The following is a 23,058-nucleotide window of genomic DNA, read 5'->3' on the forward strand; positions in this document are numbered from 1 at the left end:
ATAGTCCCCTCCCTTTGGCGCCCTGCGGCTTCCTCCGCAGGGCGTTTTGCTTACAATTTGTTGACTCAGGCCTTCAATTATTCATTACACTGTGTAGAGCACAGAATCGATTTCGAGGAGGCCCCATGTTCGGAGACAACCTAGAGCGCATCGTCGCGGCCATCGAGAAGAACTACGAGGCGGACGAGATCTTCTTCACCAAGCCCGGCCGCCGCTTCCCCAGCCGCACGGCTATCAAGGGACTCATCACCGAGTTGCGCCGCGTGCTGTTCCCCGGCTATTTCGGGCCGGAGATGCTGTCGCCTTCCACGAGCCCCAGCTACTTCATCGGTCAGACGCTTATCGACATTGAATCGGTGCTGCGCCAGCAGCTCATTTTGGCGCTCACCTACACCTCCGATGATCGTGACGACCTCGTCGGTAGCGGCAATCACTTGTGCGGCGGTTGCACGAGTGACTCCATTTGCGAGCAGACGGCTGATATCTGCACGAAGTTCTTCGACGCCCTGCCCGAAATTCAGCGCACGTTGCTCACCGATGTGCAGGCGCTCTATGACGGCGACCCGGCGGCCGGCTCGAAGGAGGAGGTCATCTTCACCTACCCGGGTCTGTACGCCATCTACGTGTATCGCATTGCGCACGTGCTCTACGACTTGGGCGTGCCCATCATCCCGCGCGTGATGACCGAAATCGCCCACTCTTCCACGGGTATCGATATCGGTGCTGGCGCTCATATCGGCGAGTACTTCTTCATCGACCACGGTACTGGCGTTGTCATCGGTGAGACTACCACTATCGGTGACCACGTGAAGCTGTACCAGGGCGTTACGCTGGGCGCTCTTTCCACCCGCGGCGGCCAGCGCCTGGCCGGCGTGAAGCGCCACCCCACCATCGAGGACAACGTCACCATCTACTCCAACGCCAGTGTGCTGGGCGGCGAGACGGTCATCGGCGAGGGCTCGGTTATCGCGGGCTCCACGTTCGTGACCTTCTCGGTGCCGCCCCATTCCCGCGTCTCCGTGAAGGAGCAGGAAATTCGCGTTCGCCAGCCCGGCGAGCGGGATTAAGCGACAGCAAGCAGCGTCGGAGGATACCAAACTGGCGATCTTGGCAGAGCGCTTGTGGAAACGGCGGGCGTCGCCCAGAAGCCTCTTCGCTAGTCTCGCCTTTACTGCTCGCCGCCGTTGGGTTCTACGAGGTATTCGAAGCCTTCCTGGGTGTATTCGCCGGCGATGCGCACGCGGGGAAGGACCTCTACAGGGTCGCCCACCTCAACGCGGCGGTTCTCGATGGTGAAAGCGCACAGTACCTCAGCTTCTTCCATGTTAGCACAGCCTCGCCGAGCCCCATGTTTTCACGTCTCAGGTCCAGCGAAGCAAATAAAAACCGGGAGCTGCGGAGGGAAGGTTTGTCGGGGACTCTCGACCTACTATGGATAGAAGGTCATGAGTTATGATATACTGCTAGCAATTCTGAAAGGGGTTGCTATGCCGAACATGCAGATGAACTTCCGTATCGATGCCGAATTGAAGCGGCGCGGGGACGAGCGCTTTGCCCGGTTCGGGTGCACGCCGTCGGAGGCCATGCGGCGGCTTTACGAGGTGGCGGCGCGCTATGACGACGAGTCCGAAGCGGCCTTGCAGGCGGTCATCGGCCCCGAGACGGAGGAAGCCGACGCCATGAGCGAGGGCGAGAAACGCGCCCGAGCGATCGATGATTTCCTGGCATCGCTTCAGGCGCAACGCGAGGCCCTAGGTATTCCACCAGCTGCCTCGCCTCAGGAGTTCTCGGATGAATATTGGGACAATCTTTTCTACGAGGCGAAGACCGAAAGACTGGCTGAAAGGGGGCTCTGGTGACGGTTGCGGAGAATGCTATTGTTGTAGACAAAAACATTTGGCTCGATTTCTATCTTCACGAGCGGCCCCTTCATGAAGAAGCTGCTCGCTTTATTCGCGTTGCGGAGAAACACAACGCCAATTTGGGAACACCAGCGGATGCTGTCAATGAAGTTTTTTACACCATTGGGAAGTTTTTGAAGCAGCAAGTATGTGAGAACGGTGGCACTGTCGACGAGTGCACGGCCCGTGCTATAAACAACTTCGCGTGGGGGTGCGTCGACCACATGACCGATCTTGCGATATCGGTTCCCATGGACGATCGTACGGCGTGGCTAGCTCGCCACTATCGCGATATCACCTCGGATTACGAAGACGCCTCGGTGCTTGCTTGCTGCGAGCTGAGCAAGGCAAACTATCTGGTGACCCATGACAAGCGCCTGGCTGCCCAGGCCAACATAGCCACCAAAACCGCCACGGAAATGGCCGACCTCATAACCCGCGCCCACGGGGATTAGCCTCCCTGACCAATGCGATGGCCCGGGTGCGATCCTGTGACAAGCTGCCCTGTTTGCGAAGATTGCGAGACATTTTCCGTGGTCTGACAGTTGCCTGTTTGTCAGCGATGCCCTAGCATCGACACAGAGCATGATTAGAGAACGCGCCCAACGGCGATGGTGCGGCGATGGCGATAAGGTGTCGCCCGGTCGAAAAGCAGAAAGGACTCCCATGGAAAACTTCGAATTCGTTTCCCCCACGCATTTCGTCTTCGGACGCGGAGCTGAAGAGCAGGTGGGCGAGAAGCTGGCGGCGGCCGGGGCCAAGCGGGTGCTCGTGCACTTCGGCGGCGGGAGCGCCGTGGCCTCCGGGCTCATCGACCGCGTGGGTGCCTCGCTGGACGCCGCGGGCATCGAGCATTTGGAGCTGGGCGGCGTGCGCCCGAACCCCGAGATCACCCTGGTGCGCGAGGGCGTGCGCCTCTGCAAGGAGGCTAACGTCGATTGGGTTCTCGCCGTGGGTGGCGGCTCGGTCATCGACTCAGCGAAGGCCATCGCCAACGGCGCCTGCGTGGAAGGCGACGTGTGGGAACTCTTCGAAACCAAGGCTACCGACCACGACGTGCTGCCCATCGCCGTGGTGCTCACCATCCCCGCCGCCGGCAGCGAGGCCTCGAAGAACACGGTCATCTCCAACGACGAGCTGGGCCGCAAGACCGGGTACGCCAACAACGCCCAGCGTCCGAAGTTCGCCTTCATGAACCCCGAGCTCACTTTCACCCTGCCGCCCTTCCAGACAGCCGCTGGCCTTACCGACATGTTCTGCCACCTGCTGGAGCGCTTCTTCGACGACCTGGGCGCGGTGCCTGTGACCGACAATCTGAACCTGTCGCTCATGAACACCATCCGCGCCGAGGCGCCGCGCGTGCTGGCCGACCCCGACAACTACGATGCCCGCGCCAACATCATGTGGGCCGGCATGCTCTGCCATCAGGGGCTCGCCGGAGTGGGCCGCCACGAGGACTGGGCCACCCACGGTTTGGAGCACGAGCTGTCGGCGCTGAATCCGGCCATCACCCATGGCGCCGGTCTCGCCGTCATGTTCCCTGCCTGGATGGAGTACGTGCACACCGAGAACCCGGCGCGCTTCGCCTTCTACGGCCAGGCGGTGTTCGGCCTCACGCCCACCGGCGACGTGGAAGCCGACGCGCTTTCGGCCATCGACGAGACGCGCTCCTTCTTCGCGAGCCTGGGGATGCCCACCACTCTTGCCGAGCTGGACGTGGAAGAGACCGACATCCCGAAGATGCTGCCGACGCTGGCCCAGAACAAGGGCATCCCCTTCGGCACCTTCAAGAAGCTGACCCTGGAAGACGCCGAGGCCATCTACAAGCTGGCGCTGTAGGGGGCGGGGTTCGGAAGCCTAATTCTCGAGCAGCAGTTCTCCGTTGTCGAGCTTCTCCTGCAAGTAGTCGCGGAAGTAAGGGAGGTCGAACCCCACGAGGCCGCGTGCGCGTTTGCCAATGATGCCGGCGTCGATAAGCCGCTTGCGGTACTGCGCCACGACGGAAGAGGAACGCCCCAGCCGCTCGACGAGATCGGCGATGCGGCTGTCCCCTTCATCTTCCAGCATAGCTGCGGCGAAACGAAGGTCGCCGGGGGAGAGCTCGGCGAAGGTGGCGTCCAAAATACGGTAGGTCATTTCCTGCTGTGCGATGGCGATACCGCGCGCGAAGTCGGCCGAATCGAGTGTGCTAGCCCGGGGATTTTCGTCCCAGGCGTAGTACCCGACAAGCTGGAGCATGAAAGGAAAGCCGCCGATGGACTCCGTCGCTGCAGTCAGCGCCGCTGCGTCAACGTTGCGGTTGCCTGCTTGGGCCGTGCGCACGAGCGCTGCGGAAACCTCGCCGTCGGGAATGCGGTCAAGCGCCCTGCGGTTCGAGCGCCGGAGAAACGACACGGTCTTGTTGTTGAGCAAAGATGAGATGTTGTGCGGCAGTCCCGCCATGAGGAGCGCTACCTTGCGCCCCTCCCGAACAAAGTGCTGGTAGAAGGCGGCAAGCTGAACCATTTCGTCGAGCGTCGGATCGACTTCGTCGACGGTGAAGAGCACGCCGACTCCTTGGGGGTGAAAGGATTCTCCTCGATGCCCACAATGCCTCCTTCTAAGTTTTACTAAGGAGTTCTAAGTTTCACTAAGTTTAACTAAGGAGTTCTAAGTTTCACTAAGTTTAACTAAGTTCTTCTAAGGAGTTCTAAGTTTCACTAAGTTTCTCGATTCGGAATGAGGTTGACTTTTCTGCTGTCGGGATACCGTTACCTATATAAAAACGTGGTGAATCCCAAAATTCTCCTATGCAAAAACGTGGTGATTTGCAAAAATAACCTATGCAAAAACGTGAATCACCCTGAAAGGATGCCATGAAGCGCCAGGCCATCGAAGATATGAAGCGCTGGAAAGAATCTCCTCGACGAAAGCCGCTCATCGTGAGCGGAGCCCGGCAGGTGGGGAAAACGTGGCTTATGAAGGAGTTTGGGCGAGCGTACTTCAGGGAAACGGCGTACATCACCTTCGATGACAATCCCCAGCTCATCGCCGCTTTCGAAGGATCGTTGTCGCCGAACAGGCTCCTTCCCATACTCCAAGCTGAAGCAGGCGTCCGCATCGACAAGCATACTCTGCTCATTCTTGATGAGATACAAGAATCCCCTCGCGCCATTCAATCGCTCAAGTACTTCAACGAGCAAACTCCCCATATTCCCGTTGTTGCGGGCGGATCGGCGCTCGGACTTGCGTTGCGGCGGGGGAAGCGAACGGAAAATAAGCCGCAGGCGCGGGCTTCATTCCCTGTGGGGAAAGTGAGCTTTCTCGATCTCTACCCTCTCAGTTTCCGGGAGTTTTTAGACGGTGTTGGTGAGGAATTGTTGGCTGAATTGGTGTCTGCTCTTGACTGGGATGCCATGGCCCCGTTCCACGACCGGTTGATCGAGCTGCTGAAACAATATCTATTCGTAGGGGGAATGCCGGAGGCGGTGCTTTCCTTCGCAGAAACGTCGGATCCAGCGGAGGCGCGCCGTGTGCACAGCGAGCTCTTGCGCTCCTACAACGCCGATTTCTCAAAGTATGCCGACGATGCGCTAGCAGAACGGATTCGTCGTGTCTGGCGGGCGGTGCCGACAAACTTGGCCAAAGAAAACCGTAAGTTTATGTTTTCCAAGATACGGGAGTCGGCGAGAGCCCGGGAGTACGAAGATGCTCTGCAATGGCTGACCGACACCTCGCTTGTGTGTCCCTCGAGTTGTGTGAGCGTGCCCGAGTCGCCCCTTGCGTCTCATGAAGACGAGGGAGTGTTCAAGGTCTATGTGCTCGATGTGGGTCTACTTGGCGCAATGTGCAACTTGAGTGCCCGAACTATTCTCGATAGCGAGGCGTTGTTCAGTTCATTCAAGGGGGCGCTTGCAGAGCAGCTCGTTGCCCAAGAACTGCTTGCGAGCGGCCAGGCGGGCAACAAAGTGGATACGGGCAACAAGCTGCACTATTTCATGAACCAGTCGACGCGCACCGAAATCGATTTCATCGTAGATGGAAACGAGCGAGTGCCGCAGCCCGTGCCCATTGAGGTGAAGGCTGGAACCAATCTGAGGGCGAAAAGCCTTGCCGCTTTCGTCAAAAAGCATCTCCCAGTACTGGCCTTGCGCACTTCGTTGGCCCCTTTCTCACGTGATGGAGTGATTAAGAACGTGCCACTGTACGCGTTCGGTGCCTATTTCCACAAGGAGATCGCAGGACAATGACAACGCTCAGGCTGCCACGCAGGGGAGGGAGATACGTGGCGGCCTGTATGGGGAAGAGCGACTAGACGAGAGTAGCCGGCGGTTTTGGCGACTATCCTTGTTCTCGCGCTATGCGGCTAGGTAAACCGCAGCAGCGTTGGCGGCGTTGCGGCCAGAGTTGACGTTGTTGTTCCCTCGCACGGCACAAGGCGCTCGGCAAGATCCTCGACGTGGGTAATTACCACCTGGAGAAGGGTTACGTCCTCGGTGCGCCAAATGTCTCCCAAAAGTCCAACTTCCTCAACAAAAATGATCCAACTTCCTCAATGAAAACGATCCAACTTCCGCAATCACCTCGCTGACGTGGTATAGTAGGCGCACCGATCGATCATTGATGGAAGGGGCGCGCCATGGTGGAGAAGGACGAAGAGCGACAGGAGGGCTATTGGCCGCGCGTGGCCGACGCTGTGCTTCAGCGGGCGCTTCGGGCTTCCGGCGCCGTTCAGATCGTCGGCGCGAAATGGTGCGGCAAGACCGAGACGGCCAAGCAGCAGGCGCAAAGTGCTGTGTACCTCCAAGATCCCGACGAGGGTCCCTCTCTGGTCGCTTTGGCCGAAGTGCGCCCGTCGGTGCTCTTGGAAGGCGCCGAGCCGCACCTCATCGACGAATGGCAGATGGCGCCGCAGCTGTGGGATGCCGTCCGTTTCGCGGTCGACCAGGGGAAGGGCAAGGGCCGGTTCATCCTCACCGGTTCGGCTACGCCCAAGAAGAGACCGAAGCATTCCGGCGTGGGACGGATATCCCGTATGCATATGCGCCCCATGTCGCTCTTCGAATCCCGCGAGTCTACGGGCGCGGTCTCACTAGCGGGGCTCTTCGATGGTGCCGCCGAGGTGGGCGCCATATCTGATCGCTCCATCGAGGACATCGCCTTTGCGCTCTGCCGTGGCGGTTGGCCGGAGGCCGTGCTGGAAAGCGATCCGGAGATCGCCCTCGACCAGGCTAAGGATTACGTTGCCGAGCTGCTCGACTCGGACATCGACGAGATGGACGACAAGAAGCGCAACTCGACGTGGCTGCGGGCCATTCTGCGCTCCTATGCGCGCAACATATCCACCGAGGCGAGCCAGGCGACCATCGCAGCGGATATGGGAGGAGAGCCACCTTCGGAGAACACGGTCGCCGATTACCTCGACGCGCTCCGGCGCACCTACGTTACCGAGGACTTGCCGGCGTGGAATCCGGCGTTGCGCTCCAAGACCGCCGTGCGCACCAGCCCGACGCGGCACTTCTGCGATCCGAGCATCGGGGCGGCCCTGTTGGGCGCGTCTCCGCGGAAGCTCTTGCTGGACTTTAGTACCTTCGGGCTGTTTTTCGAATCGCTGTGCGTGCGTGATCTGCGCGTGTATGCGGCCAAGCTGCGGGGAACCGTCTACCACTATCGCGATAAGACGGGTCTCGAGGCCGACGCCGTCGTCGTCTTGGACGATGGTCGCTGGGGGGCCGTCGAGGTGAAGCTCGGCGAGAAGCAGGTTGAAGAGGGCGCGGCCCACTTGTTGAAGCTCGCCTCGCGTGTTGACGATTCCAAAGAGGGAGCTCCCTCGTTCCTTATGGTGCTCACGGGCCAGCAAGCGGCCTATTGCCGACCGGACGGCGTCTACGTCGTCCCGATAACCTGCCTGGCCCCGTAGCGAGAAGGTTGTCCAAAAGCCTTTCTCCGCCCTGTTGGGGCTCCGAAAGAGTCTCGGATTTCTCAGCTGGCGGTCAGAGCGCGTCGTTGCTGCGAGCCGTCGGCGCAGCGTCTTTTGGCCCTTCTTGTCGCCGATGATTTCGAGTCTCTGGAAGCAGGCGATATCGAGGTGCTTATCGCCGGCTTTGGAGGGCATTGCGCGGCTGGGCTCTCCGAGGTGTTCGGCACCGATTGGGCCGATGGGGCCATCGTCGAGGCTCTCGGATGCGGCGAGGCGGCAAAAAGGATGGGCCACTCTGCTGTTTCGTGGGACATGCTGGGCCCAGATGCCTTCCGTGTTGCCCGACAAAACGGCTGGCTGCTCGAGCGCGCCTGCGCAGCGAGCCTTGATCGACTCGCTGCCTCCGATGCTGAAGCAGGCTCCAATCTCGTCGAGAGCCTGCGGGTCTACGTGGCTTGCGGCGGTGACGCGAACGCGGCGGCTGAGCGCCTCTGCCAGCACCCCAATTCGGTGCGCAACCGCGTCAACCGTGCTCGCGCGGTGCTGGCGATGGAAGACGCCACGGACAAGCAGCTGTTCGCCTACCTGTCGATGATCTTCCTCTAGGCACCTCGCTTTCGCAGAGCGCTGCGTGCGACAGGGCGCGGCTCGTTTGCGCCGTGGGCGGCCGCAAGCCCCGTTGTGGGCGCCCACAACGGGCCGCTCCAGAGCCTGTGGCCGCCTCCACATCCTGCTTCGGGTTCGCCTTTTATGCTGGACTCACGTTCCTAGCGGAGACCGTGGATCAGCGAGAAGGAGAACCCCCATGGAGATCAAGGATTTCGAAGTCGAGCAGTGGATGAACCTCTGGGAGACGAAGTGCACCTACAACGTCGCCGAGACGTGCGTGTACTCGCTGTCCCTCGACCAGCTCTTCGAGCTGACCGGCGGCGACAAGCAGGCGTTTCTGGACGCCTTCGCGGCGCGCCGCCTCACCTACGGCGACATCGAGGGTCGCCCCGACCTGCTTTCCGGCATCGCCAAGCTCTACCGCACCGTGGCGCCCGAGCACATCATCCCCACCCACGGGGCCGCCGGCGCCAACGCACTCGTGCTCTCGACGCTGGTGAACCCGGGCGATCACGTAGTATCGGTCATGCCCACCTACCAGCAGCTCTACTCCATCCCCGAGATGTGCGGCGCTGCGGTGGACGTGCTGCATCTGGAGAAGGAGAACGGCTACCACGTGGACGTGGAGGCCCTGGACGCCCTGTGCACGCCGGAGACGAAGGTCATCTGCATCAACAATCCCGACAATCCCACGGGCGCCCTGCTCGACGGCGAGACGCTGCGGGCCATCGTGGAGGTGGCGCGCAAGAACGACGCGTGGCTGCACTGCGACGAGGTGTACCGCCACTTGAACCAGACCGACGAGTACGCCGAGTCGGTCGTCGACCTTTACGACAAGGGCGTCACCACCAGCTCCATGAGCAAGGTGTGGTCGCTGGCGGGCATCCGTCTGGGCTGGTGCGTCACCAAGGACGAACAGCTGCGCCGAGACCTTCTGTCCCATCGCGACTACAACCTCATCTCCTGCGGCTTGTTCGACGAGGCCGTGGGCGCCTACGCGCTGGCCCATGCCGACGCCATCCTCGACCGCAGCCGCCGTATCGTGCGCGAGAATTTGGTTACGCTTTTGGAATGGGTGGAATCGGAGCCGCACCTGTCCGTCGTTCCGCCCGAGGCCGGCACGACGGCGCTCGTCTACTACGACTACGACATCCCCTCCTACGATTTCTGCACCGATATGGTGAAGTTCAACGGTGCCTTCGTCACGCCGGGCGACTGCTTCGAGGAGCCGAAGAGCTTTCGCGTGGGCTACGGCTACTCCGACGATACGGCCAACTGAGCGAGCAACGGCGAGATCGAGCGCGGACTGGCTGAGGGCGCCTTCGGCCTGGATCATGTGCTCGGCGAGCTGGGAGACGTGCTGGTGGGGAAGGTGCCGGGCCGCACGAGCGCCGAGGACGTCACGGTCTTCGACTCGGCGGGCACCGCGCTGCTTGACATTGCCTGTGCCAAGATCGCCCTGGACGCTGCCGCGAGGCGCGGACTCGGCACCGTGGCAGAGCTCTAGAAGGTATTCTCAGGTGGTTTAGAGTTAATTCTGCGCCGTAGTGCTTTTTCCCATGGGCTTGTTACCAATCGGAAATACTAGACGCGTTATGGTGTATCGGTTAGCGTCAATACAGGAAAGAGAGAGCTATGGGGCGTTTGACCGTTGAGGTGGCGGCGCGGGCCGATGCACGGACGGGGGAGTTCGTCGAGGCCTTCGCCCGACGCGTGGAAGCCATGCCGCCGGGCCAGTGTCCGGTGGGGCTCATGCTGGGACAGTTGCAAGCGAGCGCCGCGCAGACCTGCGGCAAGTGCACGCCGTGCGCCCAGGGCATGCCGAAACTTGCGGCGCTGCTGGGCGATGTGGCCGCCTTCCGCGCCACGGCGGCGACGGTGGATGAGATCCGAGATGCGGCCACGCTGCTGCGCGACACCGCCGATTGCGCCGTGGGCTGGCAGGCGGGGGCGATGGTGTTGGCGGGACTTGACGCCTTTGCCGACGAGTTCGCCAGCCATGTGGAGGCGGGCGCCTGCGCTCCCGGCACGCGCCAGACGGTGCCCTGCGTCACGCGGTGTCCGGCCCATGTGAACGTGCCGGCCTACATCGCGCTGGCCGAGGAAGGCCGCCTTGCCGAGGCGGTGAAGATGATCCGCAAGGACAATCCCTTCCCTACGGCCTGCGCGCTTGTGTGCGAGCACCCCTGCGAGGAGCGTTGTCGCCGCACGATGGTGGACGCGCCGGTGAATATCCGCGGCATAAAGAAGTACATTGTGGACACGGTGGCCGCCGATACCGTGGAAACCCCCGCGCCGCTGCCCGCCACGGGCAAACGCGTCGCGGTGGTGGGTGCCGGCCCCTCGGGGCTCACCTGCGCCTACTTCCTGGGGCTCATGGGTCATTCGGTGACGGTATTCGAACGTCGCAGTCGCCTGGGCGGCATGATGCGCTACGGCATTCCCGCTTATCGGCTGCCCCGCGAGCGGCTCGACGAGGATATCCGCGCCGTGCTGGGTGCCGGCGACATCGAGGTGCGTACGGGCTGCGACGTTCAGACGGACGAGATGCGCACGCTGGTGGACGAGTTCGACGCCGTGTACGTGGCCGTGGGCGCCCAGGGCGGCAAGACCCTTTCCATTGAAGGGGCCGATGCGGCCGGCGTTATGAGCGCCGTGGACGTGCTGGAGGCCATCGGCGACGAGCAGTATCCCGACTTCACGGGCAAGAATGTGGTGGTCATTGGCGGCGGCAATGTGGCCATGGACTGCGCTCGCACCGCCGTGCGCGCCGGTGCCGCCTCGGTCACCGTGGCCTATCGACGCCGCCTGGAGGACATGACCGCGCTGCCCTCCGAGGTGGAGGCGGCCATGATGGAGGGCGTGGAAATGCGCTGCCTGCAGGCGCCGGCCCGCATCGAGGCGAACGCAGAGGGGAACGCGACGGCGCTCATCTGCCAGCCCCAGCGCATCGGCGCGGTGCGCGGCGGCCGCCCGGCCCCAGTGCCGGCCGACAAGCCTGAGGTGCGTCTGGCCGCCGACCTCGTCATCATCGCCGTGGGCCAGGCTATCGAATGTGCCCCCTTCGAGGAGTTCGGCATGCAGCATGACCGCACCTACCTGTGCGCCGACGCGTGCCTGCAAGCGCCCGGCTTCGACGCCGTCTTCGTGGGCGGCGACTGCCAGTGGGGTCCCAAGACCGTCATCATGGCTATCGCCGCAGGCAAGACGGCGGCGGCCAACATCGACGAGATGCTGGGCTTCCGCCATCAGCTGGATTGCGGCGCCACCGTGCCGTCGGCGCACCCCAACGACCGCACCGCCTACGGGCGCGTGCAGGTGGCCGAGCGCCCGGCACGGGAGCGCAAGTGCGATTTCAAGTACGTGGAAGAACCGGTGAGCGCCGAGGAGGCCGCTCAGGAGTGCGGCCGGTGCCTGCGCTGCGACGTGTACGGCATAGGCGCGCTGACCGGAAGGGGGCTGGAAGCATGGTAGCCATTACGCTGAACGGTCGCGCCGTGGAAGCCCCCGAGGGCACCACGGTGCTGGAAGCGGCCACGGCGGCCGGCGTGCAAATCCCCACGCTGTGCTACCTGAAGGACTTGAACTGCATCGGCTCGTGCCGCGTGTGTTTGGTGGACGTGGAAGGCGAGGGGCTTGCGGCCTCCTGCAACACCGCCGTGCGCGAGGGCATGGTGGTGCGCACCGACACGCCGCAGGTAGCAGTGGCCCGACGGGCGAATCTGCAGGCCATCATGGATGATCACCGCGCGCTCTGCGCCACCTGCGTGCGCCAGGACACCTGCGCCCTGCGCGACCTTGCGAGCACCTTCAACCTGGCAGACGCCCCGGGCCCGCTGCCCGAGCCGGCGCCTTGGGACGCCGATTTCCCGCTGCAGCGCGACAGCAGCAAGTGCATCAAGTGCATGCGCTGCGTGGCCATCTGCGAGAAGGTGCAGCACTGCGCGGTGTGGGACTTCACGGGGGTGGGGCCGTCCACGAAGATCATCGTACGCGACAACCTGCCCATCGCCGAGGCCGGGTGCGCCCTGTGCGGCCAGTGCATCACCCATTGCCCCACCGGGGCGCTTGTGGCTCGCGACGACGTGAGCCTCATCATGGAGGCCATCCTGGATCCGGCGGTGGAAACCGTCGTGCAGGTGGCGCCGGCCGTGCGCACGGCCTGGGGCGAGGGCCTGGGGCTTTCCCGCGAGGAGGCGACGCCGGGACGCTTGGCCGCGGCCCTGCACGCCGTGGGCTTCGATCGCGTCTTCGACACCGACTTCGCCGCCGACCTCACCATTATGGAAGAGGGCAGCGAGTTCGTGGAATTCCTCGGCTCCGACGCGCCGCGCCCCATGTTCACGAGCTGCTGTCCCGGCTGGGTGCGCTTCGTGAAGCAGCACTACCCGCAGTTCACGGCCCAGCTTTCCAGCGCCAAGTCGCCGCACCAGATGATGGGTGCCGTGGTTAAGAACACGCTCGCCGCCGAGGCCGACGAGGCTGGCAAGCGGCTGTTTGTCGTGTCCGTTATGCCCTGCGTGGCGAAGAAGTACGAGTGCGACGTGCCGGAGCTTTCCACGGTGGTCGGCGCGACCCGGGGGGCTGGCGCGAGTGACGCGGGCCTGGTGCCCGACGCGCCGGTCGCGCCCGAGCTGGCGGCCGAGGCCGCGCCCGACGTGGACGCCGTGCTCACGGTGCGCGAATTCGGCCGCCTGCTGCGCCTGGTGGGCGTCGACTGCACAGCGCTTTCCGAGGCGCCCTTCGACAACCCGCTGGGGCTTTCCACCGGCGCGGCCACCATTTTCGGACGCACCGGCGGCGTCATGGAGGCGGCCCTACGCTCGGCAGCCTTCCTCATCACCGGCGAGAACCCCGATTTCAGCGCCTGCGATACCACGGCCGCCACGCCGGAGACGCCTTGGATGTCCCGCGAGCTTGCCATTGGCGACGCCACGGTGCGCATCGCTGTGGCCAGCGGCCTGGAGAATACGTCGAAGCTGCTGGACGCGTTGGAATCCGGGGAGGCCGCCTTCGACTTCGTAGAAATCATGGCATGCCCGGGCGGATGCGTGGGTGGTGGCGGCCAGCCCATCCAGTTCAACAGCGAACTGGCCCAGGCGCGGGCCGGCGTGCTGAACCGGCTCGACGCCGCGGACAAGCTGCGCTACTCCCACGAGAACCCCGACATCGCGAAGCTGTACGCCGATTGGATCGGCGAGCCGCTGTCGCATACGGCCCACGAGTGGCTGCACACCGACCAGGAGAGCTGGCAGATTTGATAGCAACATTGGTCGCGAAGCTTGTGAGCGAGCATACTCTTTCCCTGGACGAGTACGCGGCGCTTATCGATGCCCGGACCTCGGCGCTGGCTGATGAGCTGGCTGGTCGTGCTCGGGAGACGTGCGAGGCCGCTTACGGAGACGCGGTGTTCGCGCGCGGGCTCATCGAGTTCACGAACGTCTGCAAGAACGACTGCTACTACTGCGGCATCCGGCGCAGCAACCGCGCCTGCGAGCGCTACCGCCTGGCTCCCGAGCAAATTCTGGCCTGTGCCGATGCGGGCTGGCAGGCAGGCTTCCGCACCTTCGTGCTGCAGGGCGGGGAAGATCCGGCGGCCACCGACGAATGGCTGGCCGGCGTGGTGGCGGACCTGAAGGCGGCCTATCCGGGCTGCGCCGTCACGCTGTCGGTGGGGGAGCGCTCGCGGGAAAGCTACCGGCACCTGCGCGCCGCCGGGGCCGACCGCTACCTGCTGCGCCATGAGACGGCCACGGCCGCCCATTACCGGCAGCTGCACCCGGCGGCCATGACGCTTCAGCGCCGCATGGCGTGCCTGTCCGACTTGCGAGAGGCCGGGTTCGCCGTGGGCGCCGGCTTCATGGTGGGCTCCCCCTTCCAGACGACGGAGCACCTGGCGGCCGACCTCGCGTTCATCCAGGAGTTTCGCCCCGAAATGTGCGGCATCGGGCCGTTTGTGCCCCATCGCGACACCCCCTTTGCCGCCGAGGCACCCGGCACGGTGGAGCTTACCTGCTACCTGCTGTCCCTCGTGCGTCTGGCGCATCCGACGGTGCTGCTGCCGGCTACCACGGCCCTGGAAGCGCTGGATCCCCGCAGCCGCGAGAAGGGCATCCTCGCTGGCGCCAACGTCGTGATGCCGAACTTGTCGCCGCCCGAGCGCCAGGGCGATTATGCGCTCTACGACGGCAAGCCCCGCTCGTCGGCCGATGCGGCCCGCAAATGGGCCGACCTGGCGGCGCGGCTTGAGCCCTTGGGGCGCCGCCTTGTGGAAGACCGCGGCGATCCCGCTGCAGCCTGGGCTTCGGTTGTAGGTCCTGCTGCGGCATCGGTTGTCTCGCCCGCTCGGGGCGCTGTGGTACTGGCAGCAGCGTCGCGCCCGGTTTCTGCCGCCGCCGCTACCGCGCCTGGTTCGTCTTCCGCCGCTTCCTTTCCTTCGACCTTCCCCCCTGTCCCTTCAACGAAAGTGAACCCCTCATGAGCAGCTACAACGTGCGCTCGCCCCGGGCCGACGAGTTCATCAACCACGAGGAAATCTTCGACACCCTGGCTTACGCCGAGGCGCACAAGAACGATGCGGCCCTGGCTCGTTCCATTCTGGAGAAGGCCCGGGCGAACCTGACGCCGGCCCACGACCACGGCACGACGCTCACCCATCGCGAGGCCTCGGTGCTTCTGGCCTGCGAGGATCCGGAGGTGAACGCCGAGATCCGCCAGCTGGCCCGCGACATCAAGCAGGCCTACTACGGCAACCGTATCGTGCTGTTTGCTCCGCTGTACCTTTCTAACTACTGCGTGAACGGGTGCCTGTACTGCCCCTACCACGCGAAGAACCGCGACATCCCGCGTCGCAAGCTCACGCAGGAGGAGATCCGCGCCGAGGTCGTCGCCCTGCAGGACATGGGCCACAAGCGCCTGGCCATCGAGGCGGGGGAAGATCCGATCCATAACCCCTTGAGCTACATTCTGGAGAGCCTTGAGACCATCTACGGCACCAAGCACAAAAACGGCGCCATCCGCCGCGTGAATGTGAACATCGCCGCCACGACCGAGGACGCCTACCGCCAGCTGAAGGCCGCGGAGATCGGCACCTACATCCTGTTCCAGGAGACCTACCACCGCGCCCGCTACGAGGAGCTGCACCCCTCGGGCCCCAAGGCCGACTACGCCTGGCACACCGAGGCCCACGACCGCGCCATGGCCGCCGGCATCGACGACGTGGGGCTCGGCGTGCTGTTCGGCTTGGAGGGCTACGCCTACGAGTTCGCCGGCCTGCTCATGCACGCGGAGCATTTGGAAGCGGTGTTCGGCGTGGGCCCGCACACCATCTCGGTGCCGCGGGTGAAGCCGGCGAGCGACATCGACCCCGACGCTTTCGACAACGGCATTCCCGACGAGATGTTCGAGAAGATCATCGCACTCATCCGCATCGCCGTGCCCTATACGGGTATGATCATCTCCACCCGCGAGTCGCAGGCGGTGCGCGCGGCGGCGCTTCAGCTGGGCGTCTCGCAGATCTCCGGCGGCAGCCGCACGAGCGTGGGCGGCTACGGGGAAGAGACGCGCCCCCACGACACCGAGCAGTTCGATGTGTCCGATACGCGCACCTTGGACGAGGTCATCGGCTGGCTCATGGACGAGGGCCACCTCCCCAGCTTCTGCACCGCCTGCTACCGCGCCGGCCGCACCGGCGACCGCTTTATGGAGTTCTGCAAGAGCGGCCAGATCCAGGACTTCTGCCAGCCGAACGCCCTGCTCACGCTGGGGGAGTACCTGTGCGACTACGCCAGCCCCGCCGTGGCGGAGAAGGGGTGGAAGATGATCGACACCGAGCTCGCCCGCGTTCCCGACGACCGCCGCCGCACCCTGGCCGCCGACTACCTCGCCCGCGTCCGCACCAGCGAGCGCGACTTCCGGTTCTAGGAGGAGTTCGCATGTCTCTGAACGATACCCCTTCCGGCGAGCGCGCCCACATCGTCTTTTTCGGCGTGCGCAACGCCGGCAAGTCCAGCCTGGTGAACGCGCTGACGAACCAGACCGTCTCCGTAGTGTCCGATGTGGCCGGCACCACCACCGACCCGGTGCGCAAAGCCATGGAACTGGCGCCGGCCGGTCCCGTGCTCATTGTTGACGCTCCAGGTATCGACGACGCCGGCGACGTAGGCGACCTGCGCGTCCAGCGGGCCGAGGCCGCGCTGAACGAAGCCGACGTGGCTGTGCTCGTGGTGGATGCCACACGCAGCCTCACCCCTTTCGACGAGAAACTCCTCGCCGCCTTCCAAACGCGCCGCATTCCCTATGTGATTGCGGAGAATAAGGCCGATTTGCTTGCGGAAAGCGGGCGAGCCGGCGCTGCGGAGTCGTCGCTGCCTTCGCCGCGCCCGGGGACGGACGCTTCGGATAGCGAGCCCCTCTCGGAAGGCGCTGACCACAACGCCACGGCCTCCGCCGAAAACGATGGCGCTTCCGCACGGGCCGCCCGCGTGCGCGTGTCGGCGCTGACGGGGGAGGGGCTGAGCGACCTGAAGCGCGCGCTTGCCACCCTGGCCACTGGTGCAGTGGAGGAGCGGCGGCTCGTGGGCGACCTGCTTACGCCCGGTGACGTGGTGGTGCTCGTCATCCCGCTGGATTCTGCCGCGCCCAAGGGTCGCATCATTCTGCCCCAGCAACAGGTCATGCGCGACGCGCTGGACGCCGGCGCCTTCCCCTGCGCCACCGGCGTGGAAGGCCTGCCCGACCTGCTGGCCGCCCTCGCCCGACCGCCGCGCCTGGTGGTGACCGACTCCCAGGCCTTCGGCGAGGTGGACGCCCTTTTGCCGGCGGATGTGCCGCTTACGTCGTTTTCCATCCTTATGGCTCGCTACAAGGGTGACCTGGCCGCCCAGCTGGAAGCGGTGCGCGCTTTGGAAAACCTTACCGACGACGACACGGTGCTCATCGCCGAGGGCTGCACCCACCACCGTACCTGCGAGGACATCGGCACGGTGAAGCTGCCCCGGCTCATTTGCGCTATCAGCGGTGCCGAGCCCCAGTTCGCCTTCACCTCCGGCCGCGACTTCCCCGACGATCTTTCCCCCTATGCCGCCATCGTCCACTGCGGCGGCTGCACCTTGAACGCCCGCGACATGGCCTCGCGCCTCCAGCGCGCCCGCGCCCAGCAGGCCCCCTTCACCAACTACGGCATGACCATCGCCCGCGCCCACAACATCCTCCCCCGCGCCCTCGCCCCGCTGGAATGAAGCTGCTACGCGAGAGGAAAAGCGGTCAAAAACCGTGTGCAGACTGCACGGGTGCCCCTCGCTAGGTCGTTACTGGCCAAAAACGGCGCGCAAACTGCACAAGCGTCTGCAAACTGCACAAGCGTCTCATGATTAAGCCGCTGTTGGCCAAAAACCATGCGTGAACTGTATATAAAGGGGCGTGCCTGACGCTTTTTGGCCAAAAAACCCGCGACAGCTGCAGTATTGGCCCGCGATTTTGAAGGCGTCGCTTCCCGCGTGTCAAGTTTTACCAGGTCAGAATCCCGTTGTAGCGAACGTGCGAGCGCGGAGGAAAGCGAAAGGAGAAAAAGAGCCCTCCGAAAAGCAGTCAGCGCGTATTTTTTGGCCATTTGACGAAAGCGCGGCGAGGCTCGTCTCATCTAGCTTGGCGAGCTTAAGACCATCGACAGGTGCCTGTACGCGGCGAGGCGCTAGAGGAACTTCGTCCCGTCCAGCTTGGCGAGCACCCACCGGTTCAGCCGGATGACGGGGCGCCGCAGGACGAGGCCGAGAATGAGGCTCGGCACCAGGATGGCCGCGAGCAGGCCCATCTGCACGAGGTACTGGTCGCCGTAGATGCCGGCCATGGCCCCTTCCAGCGCCGGCATGGAATGGGCGAAGGGCAGCCACGGGTAAATCTCCTGGAACAGCGGGGCCGACAGCATCTGCACCGGCATGAGGCCGCCGGCGCCGGCCAGCTGCAGCACGAGCCCGATGATGGCCAGCGCCTTCCCGATGTTGCCGAAGGACACCGTCAGCGTGTACACCAGGTTCGTGAACACCACCGATGCCAAACAGCACGCCGCCAGATACAGCCAGAAGTGCTCGCATTCCACGCCGAGGAAGAACACGTTGCCGAGCCCCACGATGAGCGCTTGGGCGAGGCCTATCAGGCAGAACACTCCGTAGCGTCCGAGGTACAACTCAGCCGTCCGCGGCGCGCGCCCGAACTTCCGCGTTAGGGCGGCCTGGCGCGCGGGGGAGACGGACACGCTCATAAGGGCTACCATGAAGATGGCGCCGATCCACAGGGCAAGGGAGGTATAGAAGGGGCTCATGGCGCTGCCGTTGTCGGCCATGGGGTACACCGCGTGACGCTCCAGGTGCGTCGGCGCGGCGAGGAACTGGGCGATGGCGGCCGGGTTGTCGCCGATGATGCGGCGCACCTCGTCGATGTCGCCGGTGTCCAGGGCGTGCCGCAGGTCGTCGCGGGCCTGGGCGAGCTGGCTTTCTGCCGTGCGCAGCGTTTCGGCGGTCTTGCGCAGCGACGCCTCGGCGGTGGCGAGGTTTGCGGCCAGAGAATCGGTGCTGTCGCCCAGGCTTTCCGCCGTGTCCTTCAGCGAGCCGGCCAGAGTTTGGGTGTCGGTGCCCACCTTCTGCAGGCTGTCGGCCAGCGAGGCCAGCTCGCCCTTCAGCTGATCGTTGTAGGTGCTCATCGAATCACGCAGAGCTGCCCGCGCTTGGTTGATGCTGTCGGTCACCTTGGCGTGCTTCTCGTCGATGGATGCCGCGTCCGCGCCAATGGCGTTCTCGGCGGTGTCGAGGTTCGCCTCCAGGGTATCCAGCTGGGCGATGATGCGGTCAAGGGCGCCAATGGCGGGGCTTGACGGATCGGCGCCGGCCAGGGCGTCGCGCATGGTCTGGTAGGCCTGCGCAAGGCCCTGCACGTCCGAACGGCAAGCGGCTAGCACGCCCTGGGCCGCCGCCGGATCGTCCTTCATGGTGGCGAAGGCCTCATCAGCGGCGCGGGCCACAGCATCGTAGCTGGCGTCGGCGGCTGCGAGCGTCTTCTCGGCTGCGGTGCTTGCGGCGGAAAGGCCGTCTTGAGCGCTCGTCAGCCCGTTGCGCGCTTCGCTCACCAGAGGTGCCGTGGCATCCGGTGCCTTCCCTGCCTCCTTTAGAATGCTTGCCGTCGCATCCACGAGTGAGGTGGTGGAGCTCATGAGATCGGCGTAGGCCTGAGCCTGATCGGCCGCCGCTCCTACTTCGCCCACGGCCTCGCCAAGGCGCGACCCCAGGGTTTGCGCGTAGGTGAGGATGCCGTCCCCGCTCATGAACGAAGTGAGGCTGCTCGTGGTGCCCAGGGCCACCGATGCCACGGTTTCCGTGAACGTCTCGTCGATGGTCTCCTGCAGGGTGCTCGCCCCGGTGCCCGTCACACGCTGGGCGATGGCGTTCTCCTTCTCGTTGTCGTAGTAGATGATCCTCGGTTCGGTGATGTCGTCGGTAAACACGGTCATGAGGTCGCGCGAGAACTCCTTCGGGATGACGAGCGCCGCGTAATACTCTCCCGAGCGCACGCCGTGCACGGCCTCATCGGCGCTGACGAACTGCCAGGCGAACTGGTCGTTGGCCCGCAGCTTGCCGATGATCTGCTCGCCGGCGTTAATGGGCGTCGGGATAAGGTCGGAGGTGTAGCCGGCGTCTTCCGAGGCCACGGCCACTTTGATGTTGCCGGTGTTGCTGTAGGGATCCCAGAAGCCGAGCGTCGTGAACCAGGCGTACATGGGCGGCACGAGCGCGAGCCCCATCACCACAATGGCGGCAATGACGTTCCGGAACAGGTTCCGCACGTCACCGATGAAAATGTCCCAAATCACCCTCACGCCGAATCACCACCGATTTGCCCGCTGGCGCGCTTCTGCAGTTCCTCGGTGCTCAGGTTCGCCAGGGCAAGCTGGTGCGCGAGGTTGGTGTCCAGGTATGAAATCACGATGAGATACGTGTCCACCACGATGACCCCCACCACCATGGCCATGAGCATCATGACCCGCGTGTCCACATCGGCATGCACCAGCACCATAATGGCGAAGGTGACAAGCGGCTGCGCGACGAGCGCCACCCAGCCGATGCGCCGCAGCACCGGGTAGGCGCGGTGGAAACGCTCGGCTCGGGCGATGAGAGCCTGGCGGAAGGCGTCGATGTTCAGCAGCGCGCGGACGAGCGTGCGCGTGCGGTATCGGGCGGGCGTCTGCCCCGCGGCTTTGGCGCTGGCCGTGACCGGCTCGGCCAGAAGCAGGTCGGTTGCTCCCAGCTTCTCGTCGAACATGAGGTTCAAATTGAAATCGCAGCGCCCGATGCCCAGCCCGATGGCGAACCCCAGGGGCACGAACAAAAGTCCCAGCAGCAACATGTCGTGCAGGTAATCCATCGCGTAAAAGCCGCCGATGGCCTCGCGCATGGCGTCGATGGAATAGGTGAAGGGCAGAAGCGGGTGAATGACCTGGAAAAAGTCCGGCATCATCTCGATGGGGAACATGCCCGAGGAGCCGGGAATCTGCACGATGAGCAGAATGACCGCGATGGCCTTCCCGATGTGCCTAAATGCGTAGGCCAGCGCGAACATGAGGTTCACGTCCACGAACACCGTGAGCAGCCCCGCGCCGATGAAGGCCGCCGGACTTTCGCACTGAATCCCGAGGGCCAAATCGCCCACGCAGCAGACGAGCCCCATGGCCAGCCCGCACACCACGTAGAACAGCCAGCGTCCGAAGTAGGCCTGCACGGCGGTGAACTTCGGCAGCCCCTCCGGATCGACGCGCAGCTTCACCATGGCCATGAGGATGAAGCCGGCCACCCACAGGGCCAGGTTCGTGAAGAAGGGGGCAACACCGCTGCCGTAGTTCTTCACGGGATACACCAGTTGCGTGTCCAGGGCCACGGGCGCGGCCATGAAGGCGCCGATCTTCTCCGGGTCGGCCTTCAGGTATTCCGCCAAGTCCTTCACGGTGGCGGAGTTCTGCAGCGCGGTCAGGTCGGTGAGCGACTGCTCCAGGTTCGTCTCCATGGTGCCCAGGGAATCGGACGTGGTGGAAAGCGAGGTCTCGGAAGAGGTCAGCGTGTCGCCGAGCTGCCCCAAAATGGCCCGCGCCTCGGCGAGCGAGGGAGTGAGCCCGCGCAGGGCCCCTTCCAAGGTGCCGCAGGCTTCCACCAGGGAATCCAGGCTGGTCGTGATGTCTGGCAGCACGCTGTCCTGGAAGGTGGCCGCGGTGGCGCGAATAGTTTCAGAGGCTGATTGCGCCGCCGTATCCAGCGCGCTCGCCTCGGTTTCCAGGGAGTCGGCCGTGGAAGCCAGGTCGTCTGAGGCCGTGCGCAGGGCGTCGGTGGTGGTCGTCAGCCGCTCGTTGGCGGCCCGGGCTTCGGAGAGAGCTTGCGCGATGGCCGGATCAGCGCCGGCCGCTCCGGCCTGGGCGGTGAGGTCGCTCACGAGCGTCTTGTTGTCGGCCAGCAGCCCCTCGGCCGTGGCGAGGGCCGTATTGGTGGCCGCTTCGGCCGCTGCGACATCGCTGCTCACAGTGCCCAAGGCGCGCTGGGCCTGCGCAGCGGCGCTCGACAATTGCAACGCTCCGTCGGTGGCGTTCTTGGAAAGCGCCGTTCCGTACTCGTTCACGGTGCTCCGCGCCTTCGCGAGCAGTTCCTTCGATTGCCCGATGGCCTCCAGCAGATGTGGCACATCGTCTTGAAGCCCCGCCAGAGTATCGTCGGCGCGAGCGACGGACGTCCGCGTGTCGTCCACGGTGCCGACGAGTCCTTCCAGGGTCGCGTGGGTTTCGCCCACGGTCTCCTTGGCGCTGCGAACGCCGGCGGTGAGGCTGCCCTCGGCGGCGTCGGCCTTCTCTTCCGCCTCGGCCCCCACCTTCTGGGTCGTTTCCACCACCTTCTCCGACACCGTCTTCACGAAGTTCTCGTTGACGGCCGCCTCAACGGCGTTGGCCGCCGCGTCGGTCACCTTGGGCGCGATGGAGGAGGGCTTCTCGTTCACGTAGTAGTCGATGGTCGGCTGGGTGAAGTCGCCGGTGAACACGCTGGCGAAGTCTTCGCTGAAATCCTTCGGGATGACGAGTGCCGCCCAGTAGCGTCCCTCGTAGACGCCGTTTATGGCCGCCTCGGCGTCGGTGAATTCCCAGCCCATCTCGTGGTTGTCGTGCAACTGGGCCACCACCTGTGCGCCCACGTCCAAATGCCCCGTCTCAGGGCTGTCGGCCCCAGCATCCTCGTTGGCCACGGCCACCAGCATATCGGCCGTGTTGCTGTAGGGGTCCCAGTTGGCCGCTACCACGTACCAGGCGTAAGCCGACGGCATGACGATCATGCCCAAGGCGATGACGAGCGCGACAGGGTTGCGCAGCACCCGTTTCACATCCCGCGCGAAAATGGCGAAGATCACTCCCAGATATGTCCGCATCCGCTTCAGCATATGCGCCCGCTTGCGCCTTTCCCTGCCCGTTTGCTGACCTTGCTTGTAATGAGAAAAGTTTCCCACATCAAGTTCTCTGCGCCACGGACAGCGGGGGATTGTCGCTATGCTGAAACGGGTGCTGCGTCTGACGATAAAGTGACGCGCTCCGGTCGCCGTTTGTCCCCGCCGAACTTCGTTCTTGCTCTGCGG

18 protein-coding genes are annotated in these 23,058 nt (G+C 64.2%); 14 read left to right on the forward strand and 4 right to left on the reverse strand.

Annotated elements, in window-relative coordinates; translation table 11 throughout:
* The first annotated feature begins 125 nt into the window (after positions 1 to 125).
* Positions 126 to 1,067: a serine O-acetyltransferase gene (locus NE591_RS03355; RefSeq protein WP_114538884.1), complete on the forward strand. Its 942-nt coding sequence runs from the start codon at positions 126 to 128 to the stop codon at positions 1,065 to 1,067.
* A gap of 101 nt (positions 1,068 to 1,168) precedes the next feature.
* Here the strand turns inward: NE591_RS03355 and NE591_RS03360 are convergent, their stop codons facing one another.
* Positions 1,169 to 1,324, reverse strand: coding sequence for a hypothetical protein (locus NE591_RS03360; RefSeq protein ID WP_157011827.1), 156 nt, complete (start codon positions 1,322 to 1,324; stop codon positions 1,169 to 1,171).
* 163 nt (positions 1,325 to 1,487) lie between these two features.
* On the opposite strand from NE591_RS03360, the gene NE591_RS03365 reads away from it, so the two are divergent.
* From NE591_RS03365 to NE591_RS03375, 3 genes are all read left to right on the forward strand, one after another.
* Positions 1,488 to 1,859, forward strand: coding sequence for a hypothetical protein (locus NE591_RS03365; RefSeq protein ID WP_157011829.1), 372 nt, complete (start codon positions 1,488 to 1,490; stop codon positions 1,857 to 1,859).
* Positions 1,856 to 2,356: a PIN domain-containing protein gene (locus tag NE591_RS03370; RefSeq protein WP_198160975.1), complete on the forward strand. Its 501-nt coding sequence runs from the start codon at positions 1,856 to 1,858 to the stop codon at positions 2,354 to 2,356. The genes NE591_RS03365 and NE591_RS03370 overlap by 4 nt, the downstream gene beginning before the upstream one ends.
* Positions 2,357 to 2,567: 211 nt before the next feature.
* Complete coding sequence (locus tag NE591_RS03375) at positions 2,568 to 3,740, forward strand: iron-containing alcohol dehydrogenase (RefSeq protein WP_157011833.1); 1,173 nt, start codon at positions 2,568 to 2,570, stop codon at positions 3,738 to 3,740.
* A gap of 18 nt (positions 3,741 to 3,758) precedes the next feature.
* Here NE591_RS03375 and NE591_RS03380 read toward each other — a convergent pair whose 3' ends face one another.
* Entirely contained in the window at positions 3,759 to 4,448 is a 690-nt protein-coding gene (locus NE591_RS03380; protein WP_114538888.1) for a winged helix-turn-helix domain-containing protein, read from the reverse strand.
* Positions 4,449 to 4,756: 308 nt separating this feature from the next.
* On the opposite strand from NE591_RS03380, the gene NE591_RS03385 reads away from it, so the two are divergent.
* The 10 genes from NE591_RS03385 to hydF all read left to right on the forward strand — a co-directional run bounded on the left by NE591_RS03385 (position 4,757) and on the right by hydF (position 17,648).
* Complete coding sequence (locus NE591_RS03385) at positions 4,757 to 6,130, forward strand: ATP-binding protein (protein WP_157011835.1); 1,374 nt, start codon at positions 4,757 to 4,759, stop codon at positions 6,128 to 6,130.
* Between the two features lie 389 nt (positions 6,131 to 6,519).
* Positions 6,520 to 7,800, forward strand: coding sequence for an ATP-binding protein (locus NE591_RS03390; RefSeq protein ID WP_114538890.1), 1,281 nt, complete (start codon positions 6,520 to 6,522; stop codon positions 7,798 to 7,800).
* Between the two features lie 114 nt (positions 7,801 to 7,914).
* Positions 7,915 to 8,406: a helix-turn-helix domain-containing protein gene (locus tag NE591_RS03395; RefSeq protein ID WP_114538891.1), complete on the forward strand. Its 492-nt coding sequence runs from the start codon at positions 7,915 to 7,917 to the stop codon at positions 8,404 to 8,406.
* A 199-nt stretch (positions 8,407 to 8,605) separates the two neighbouring features.
* On the forward strand, positions 8,606 to 9,688 hold the full coding sequence (locus tag NE591_RS03400) for an aminotransferase class I/II-fold pyridoxal phosphate-dependent enzyme (protein WP_256156326.1): 1,083 nt from the start codon (positions 8,606 to 8,608) through the stop codon (positions 9,686 to 9,688).
* Positions 9,689 to 9,703: 15 nt separating this feature from the next.
* Positions 9,704 to 9,916: a hypothetical protein gene (locus NE591_RS03405; protein ID WP_114538893.1), complete on the forward strand. Its 213-nt coding sequence runs from the start codon at positions 9,704 to 9,706 to the stop codon at positions 9,914 to 9,916.
* Between the two features lie 128 nt (positions 9,917 to 10,044).
* Positions 10,045 to 11,883 (forward strand): NAD(P)-binding protein, encoded by a 1,839-nt coding sequence (locus tag NE591_RS03410; protein ID WP_227069383.1) that lies wholly within the window; start codon positions 10,045 to 10,047, stop codon positions 11,881 to 11,883.
* On the forward strand, positions 11,877 to 13,670 hold the full coding sequence (locus tag NE591_RS03415; protein WP_157011841.1) for a [FeFe] hydrogenase, group A: 1,794 nt from the start codon (positions 11,877 to 11,879) through the stop codon (positions 13,668 to 13,670). The genes NE591_RS03410 and NE591_RS03415 overlap by 7 nt, the downstream gene beginning before the upstream one ends.
* Positions 13,667 to 14,890 (forward strand): [FeFe] hydrogenase H-cluster radical SAM maturase HydE, encoded by a 1,224-nt coding sequence (hydE, locus tag NE591_RS03420; RefSeq protein WP_227069384.1) that lies wholly within the window; start codon positions 13,667 to 13,669, stop codon positions 14,888 to 14,890. Before NE591_RS03415 ends, hydE begins: the two co-directional genes overlap by 4 nt.
* Positions 14,887 to 16,332: a [FeFe] hydrogenase H-cluster radical SAM maturase HydG gene (gene hydG, locus NE591_RS03425; RefSeq protein ID WP_256156327.1), complete on the forward strand. Its 1,446-nt coding sequence runs from the start codon at positions 14,887 to 14,889 to the stop codon at positions 16,330 to 16,332. Before hydE ends, hydG begins: the two co-directional genes overlap by 4 nt.
* 11 nt (positions 16,333 to 16,343) lie before the next feature.
* Positions 16,344 to 17,648 (forward strand): [FeFe] hydrogenase H-cluster maturation GTPase HydF, encoded by a 1,305-nt coding sequence (gene hydF, locus NE591_RS03430; protein ID WP_173111129.1) that lies wholly within the window; start codon positions 16,344 to 16,346, stop codon positions 17,646 to 17,648.
* 452 nt (positions 17,649 to 18,100) lie between these two features.
* Here hydF and NE591_RS03435 read toward each other — a convergent pair whose 3' ends face one another.
* Together NE591_RS03435 and NE591_RS03440 are read right to left on the reverse strand one after the other, a co-directional pair.
* Positions 18,101 to 20,275 carry a YhgE/Pip domain-containing protein gene (locus tag NE591_RS03435; protein ID WP_173111126.1) on the reverse strand — a complete coding sequence of 725 codons (2,175 nt, stop codon included), beginning with the start codon at positions 20,273 to 20,275 and terminating at the stop codon, positions 18,101 to 18,103.
* Positions 20,272 to 22,866 (reverse strand): YhgE/Pip domain-containing protein, encoded by a 2,595-nt coding sequence (locus tag NE591_RS03440; protein ID WP_173111123.1) that lies wholly within the window; start codon positions 22,864 to 22,866, stop codon positions 20,272 to 20,274. Before NE591_RS03440 ends, NE591_RS03435 begins: the two co-directional genes overlap by 4 nt.
* Positions 22,867 to 23,058 lie beyond the last annotated feature (192 nt).

Origin of the sequence: Adlercreutzia sp. DFI.6.23, from assembly GCF_024462535.1 — a bacterium.
GTDB lineage: Bacteria > Actinomycetota > Coriobacteriia > Coriobacteriales > Eggerthellaceae > Adlercreutzia > Adlercreutzia rubneri.

Excerpts from the sequence above, each read along its gene's own strand:
- NE591_RS03355 (WP_114538884.1), top strand. The coding sequence starts at position 126 with ATGTTCGGAGACAACCTAGAGCGCATCGTCGCGGCCATCGAGAAGAAC.
- NE591_RS03360 (WP_157011827.1), bottom strand. The coding sequence starts at position 1,324 with ATGGAAGAAGCTGAGGTACTGTGCGCTTTCACCATCGAGAACCGCCGC.
- NE591_RS03365 (WP_157011829.1), top strand. The coding sequence starts at position 1,488 with ATGCCGAACATGCAGATGAACTTCCGTATCGATGCCGAATTGAAGCGG.
- NE591_RS03375 (WP_157011833.1), top strand. The coding sequence starts at position 2,568 with ATGGAAAACTTCGAATTCGTTTCCCCCACGCATTTCGTCTTCGGACGC.
- NE591_RS03385 (WP_157011835.1), top strand. The coding sequence starts at position 4,757 with ATGAAGCGCCAGGCCATCGAAGATATGAAGCGCTGGAAAGAATCTCCT.
- NE591_RS03390 (WP_114538890.1), top strand. The coding sequence starts at position 6,520 with ATGGTGGAGAAGGACGAAGAGCGACAGGAGGGCTATTGGCCGCGCGTG.
- NE591_RS03400 (WP_256156326.1), top strand. The coding sequence starts at position 8,606 with ATGGAGATCAAGGATTTCGAAGTCGAGCAGTGGATGAACCTCTGGGAG.
- NE591_RS03410 (WP_227069383.1), top strand. The coding sequence starts at position 10,045 with ATGGGGCGTTTGACCGTTGAGGTGGCGGCGCGGGCCGATGCACGGACG.
- NE591_RS03415 (WP_157011841.1), top strand. The coding sequence starts at position 11,877 with ATGGTAGCCATTACGCTGAACGGTCGCGCCGTGGAAGCCCCCGAGGGC.
- hydG (WP_256156327.1), top strand. The coding sequence starts at position 14,887 with ATGAGCAGCTACAACGTGCGCTCGCCCCGGGCCGACGAGTTCATCAAC.
- hydF (WP_173111129.1), top strand. The coding sequence starts at position 16,344 with ATGTCTCTGAACGATACCCCTTCCGGCGAGCGCGCCCACATCGTCTTT.
- NE591_RS03440 (WP_173111123.1), bottom strand. The coding sequence starts at position 22,866 with ATGCTGAAGCGGATGCGGACATATCTGGGAGTGATCTTCGCCATTTTC.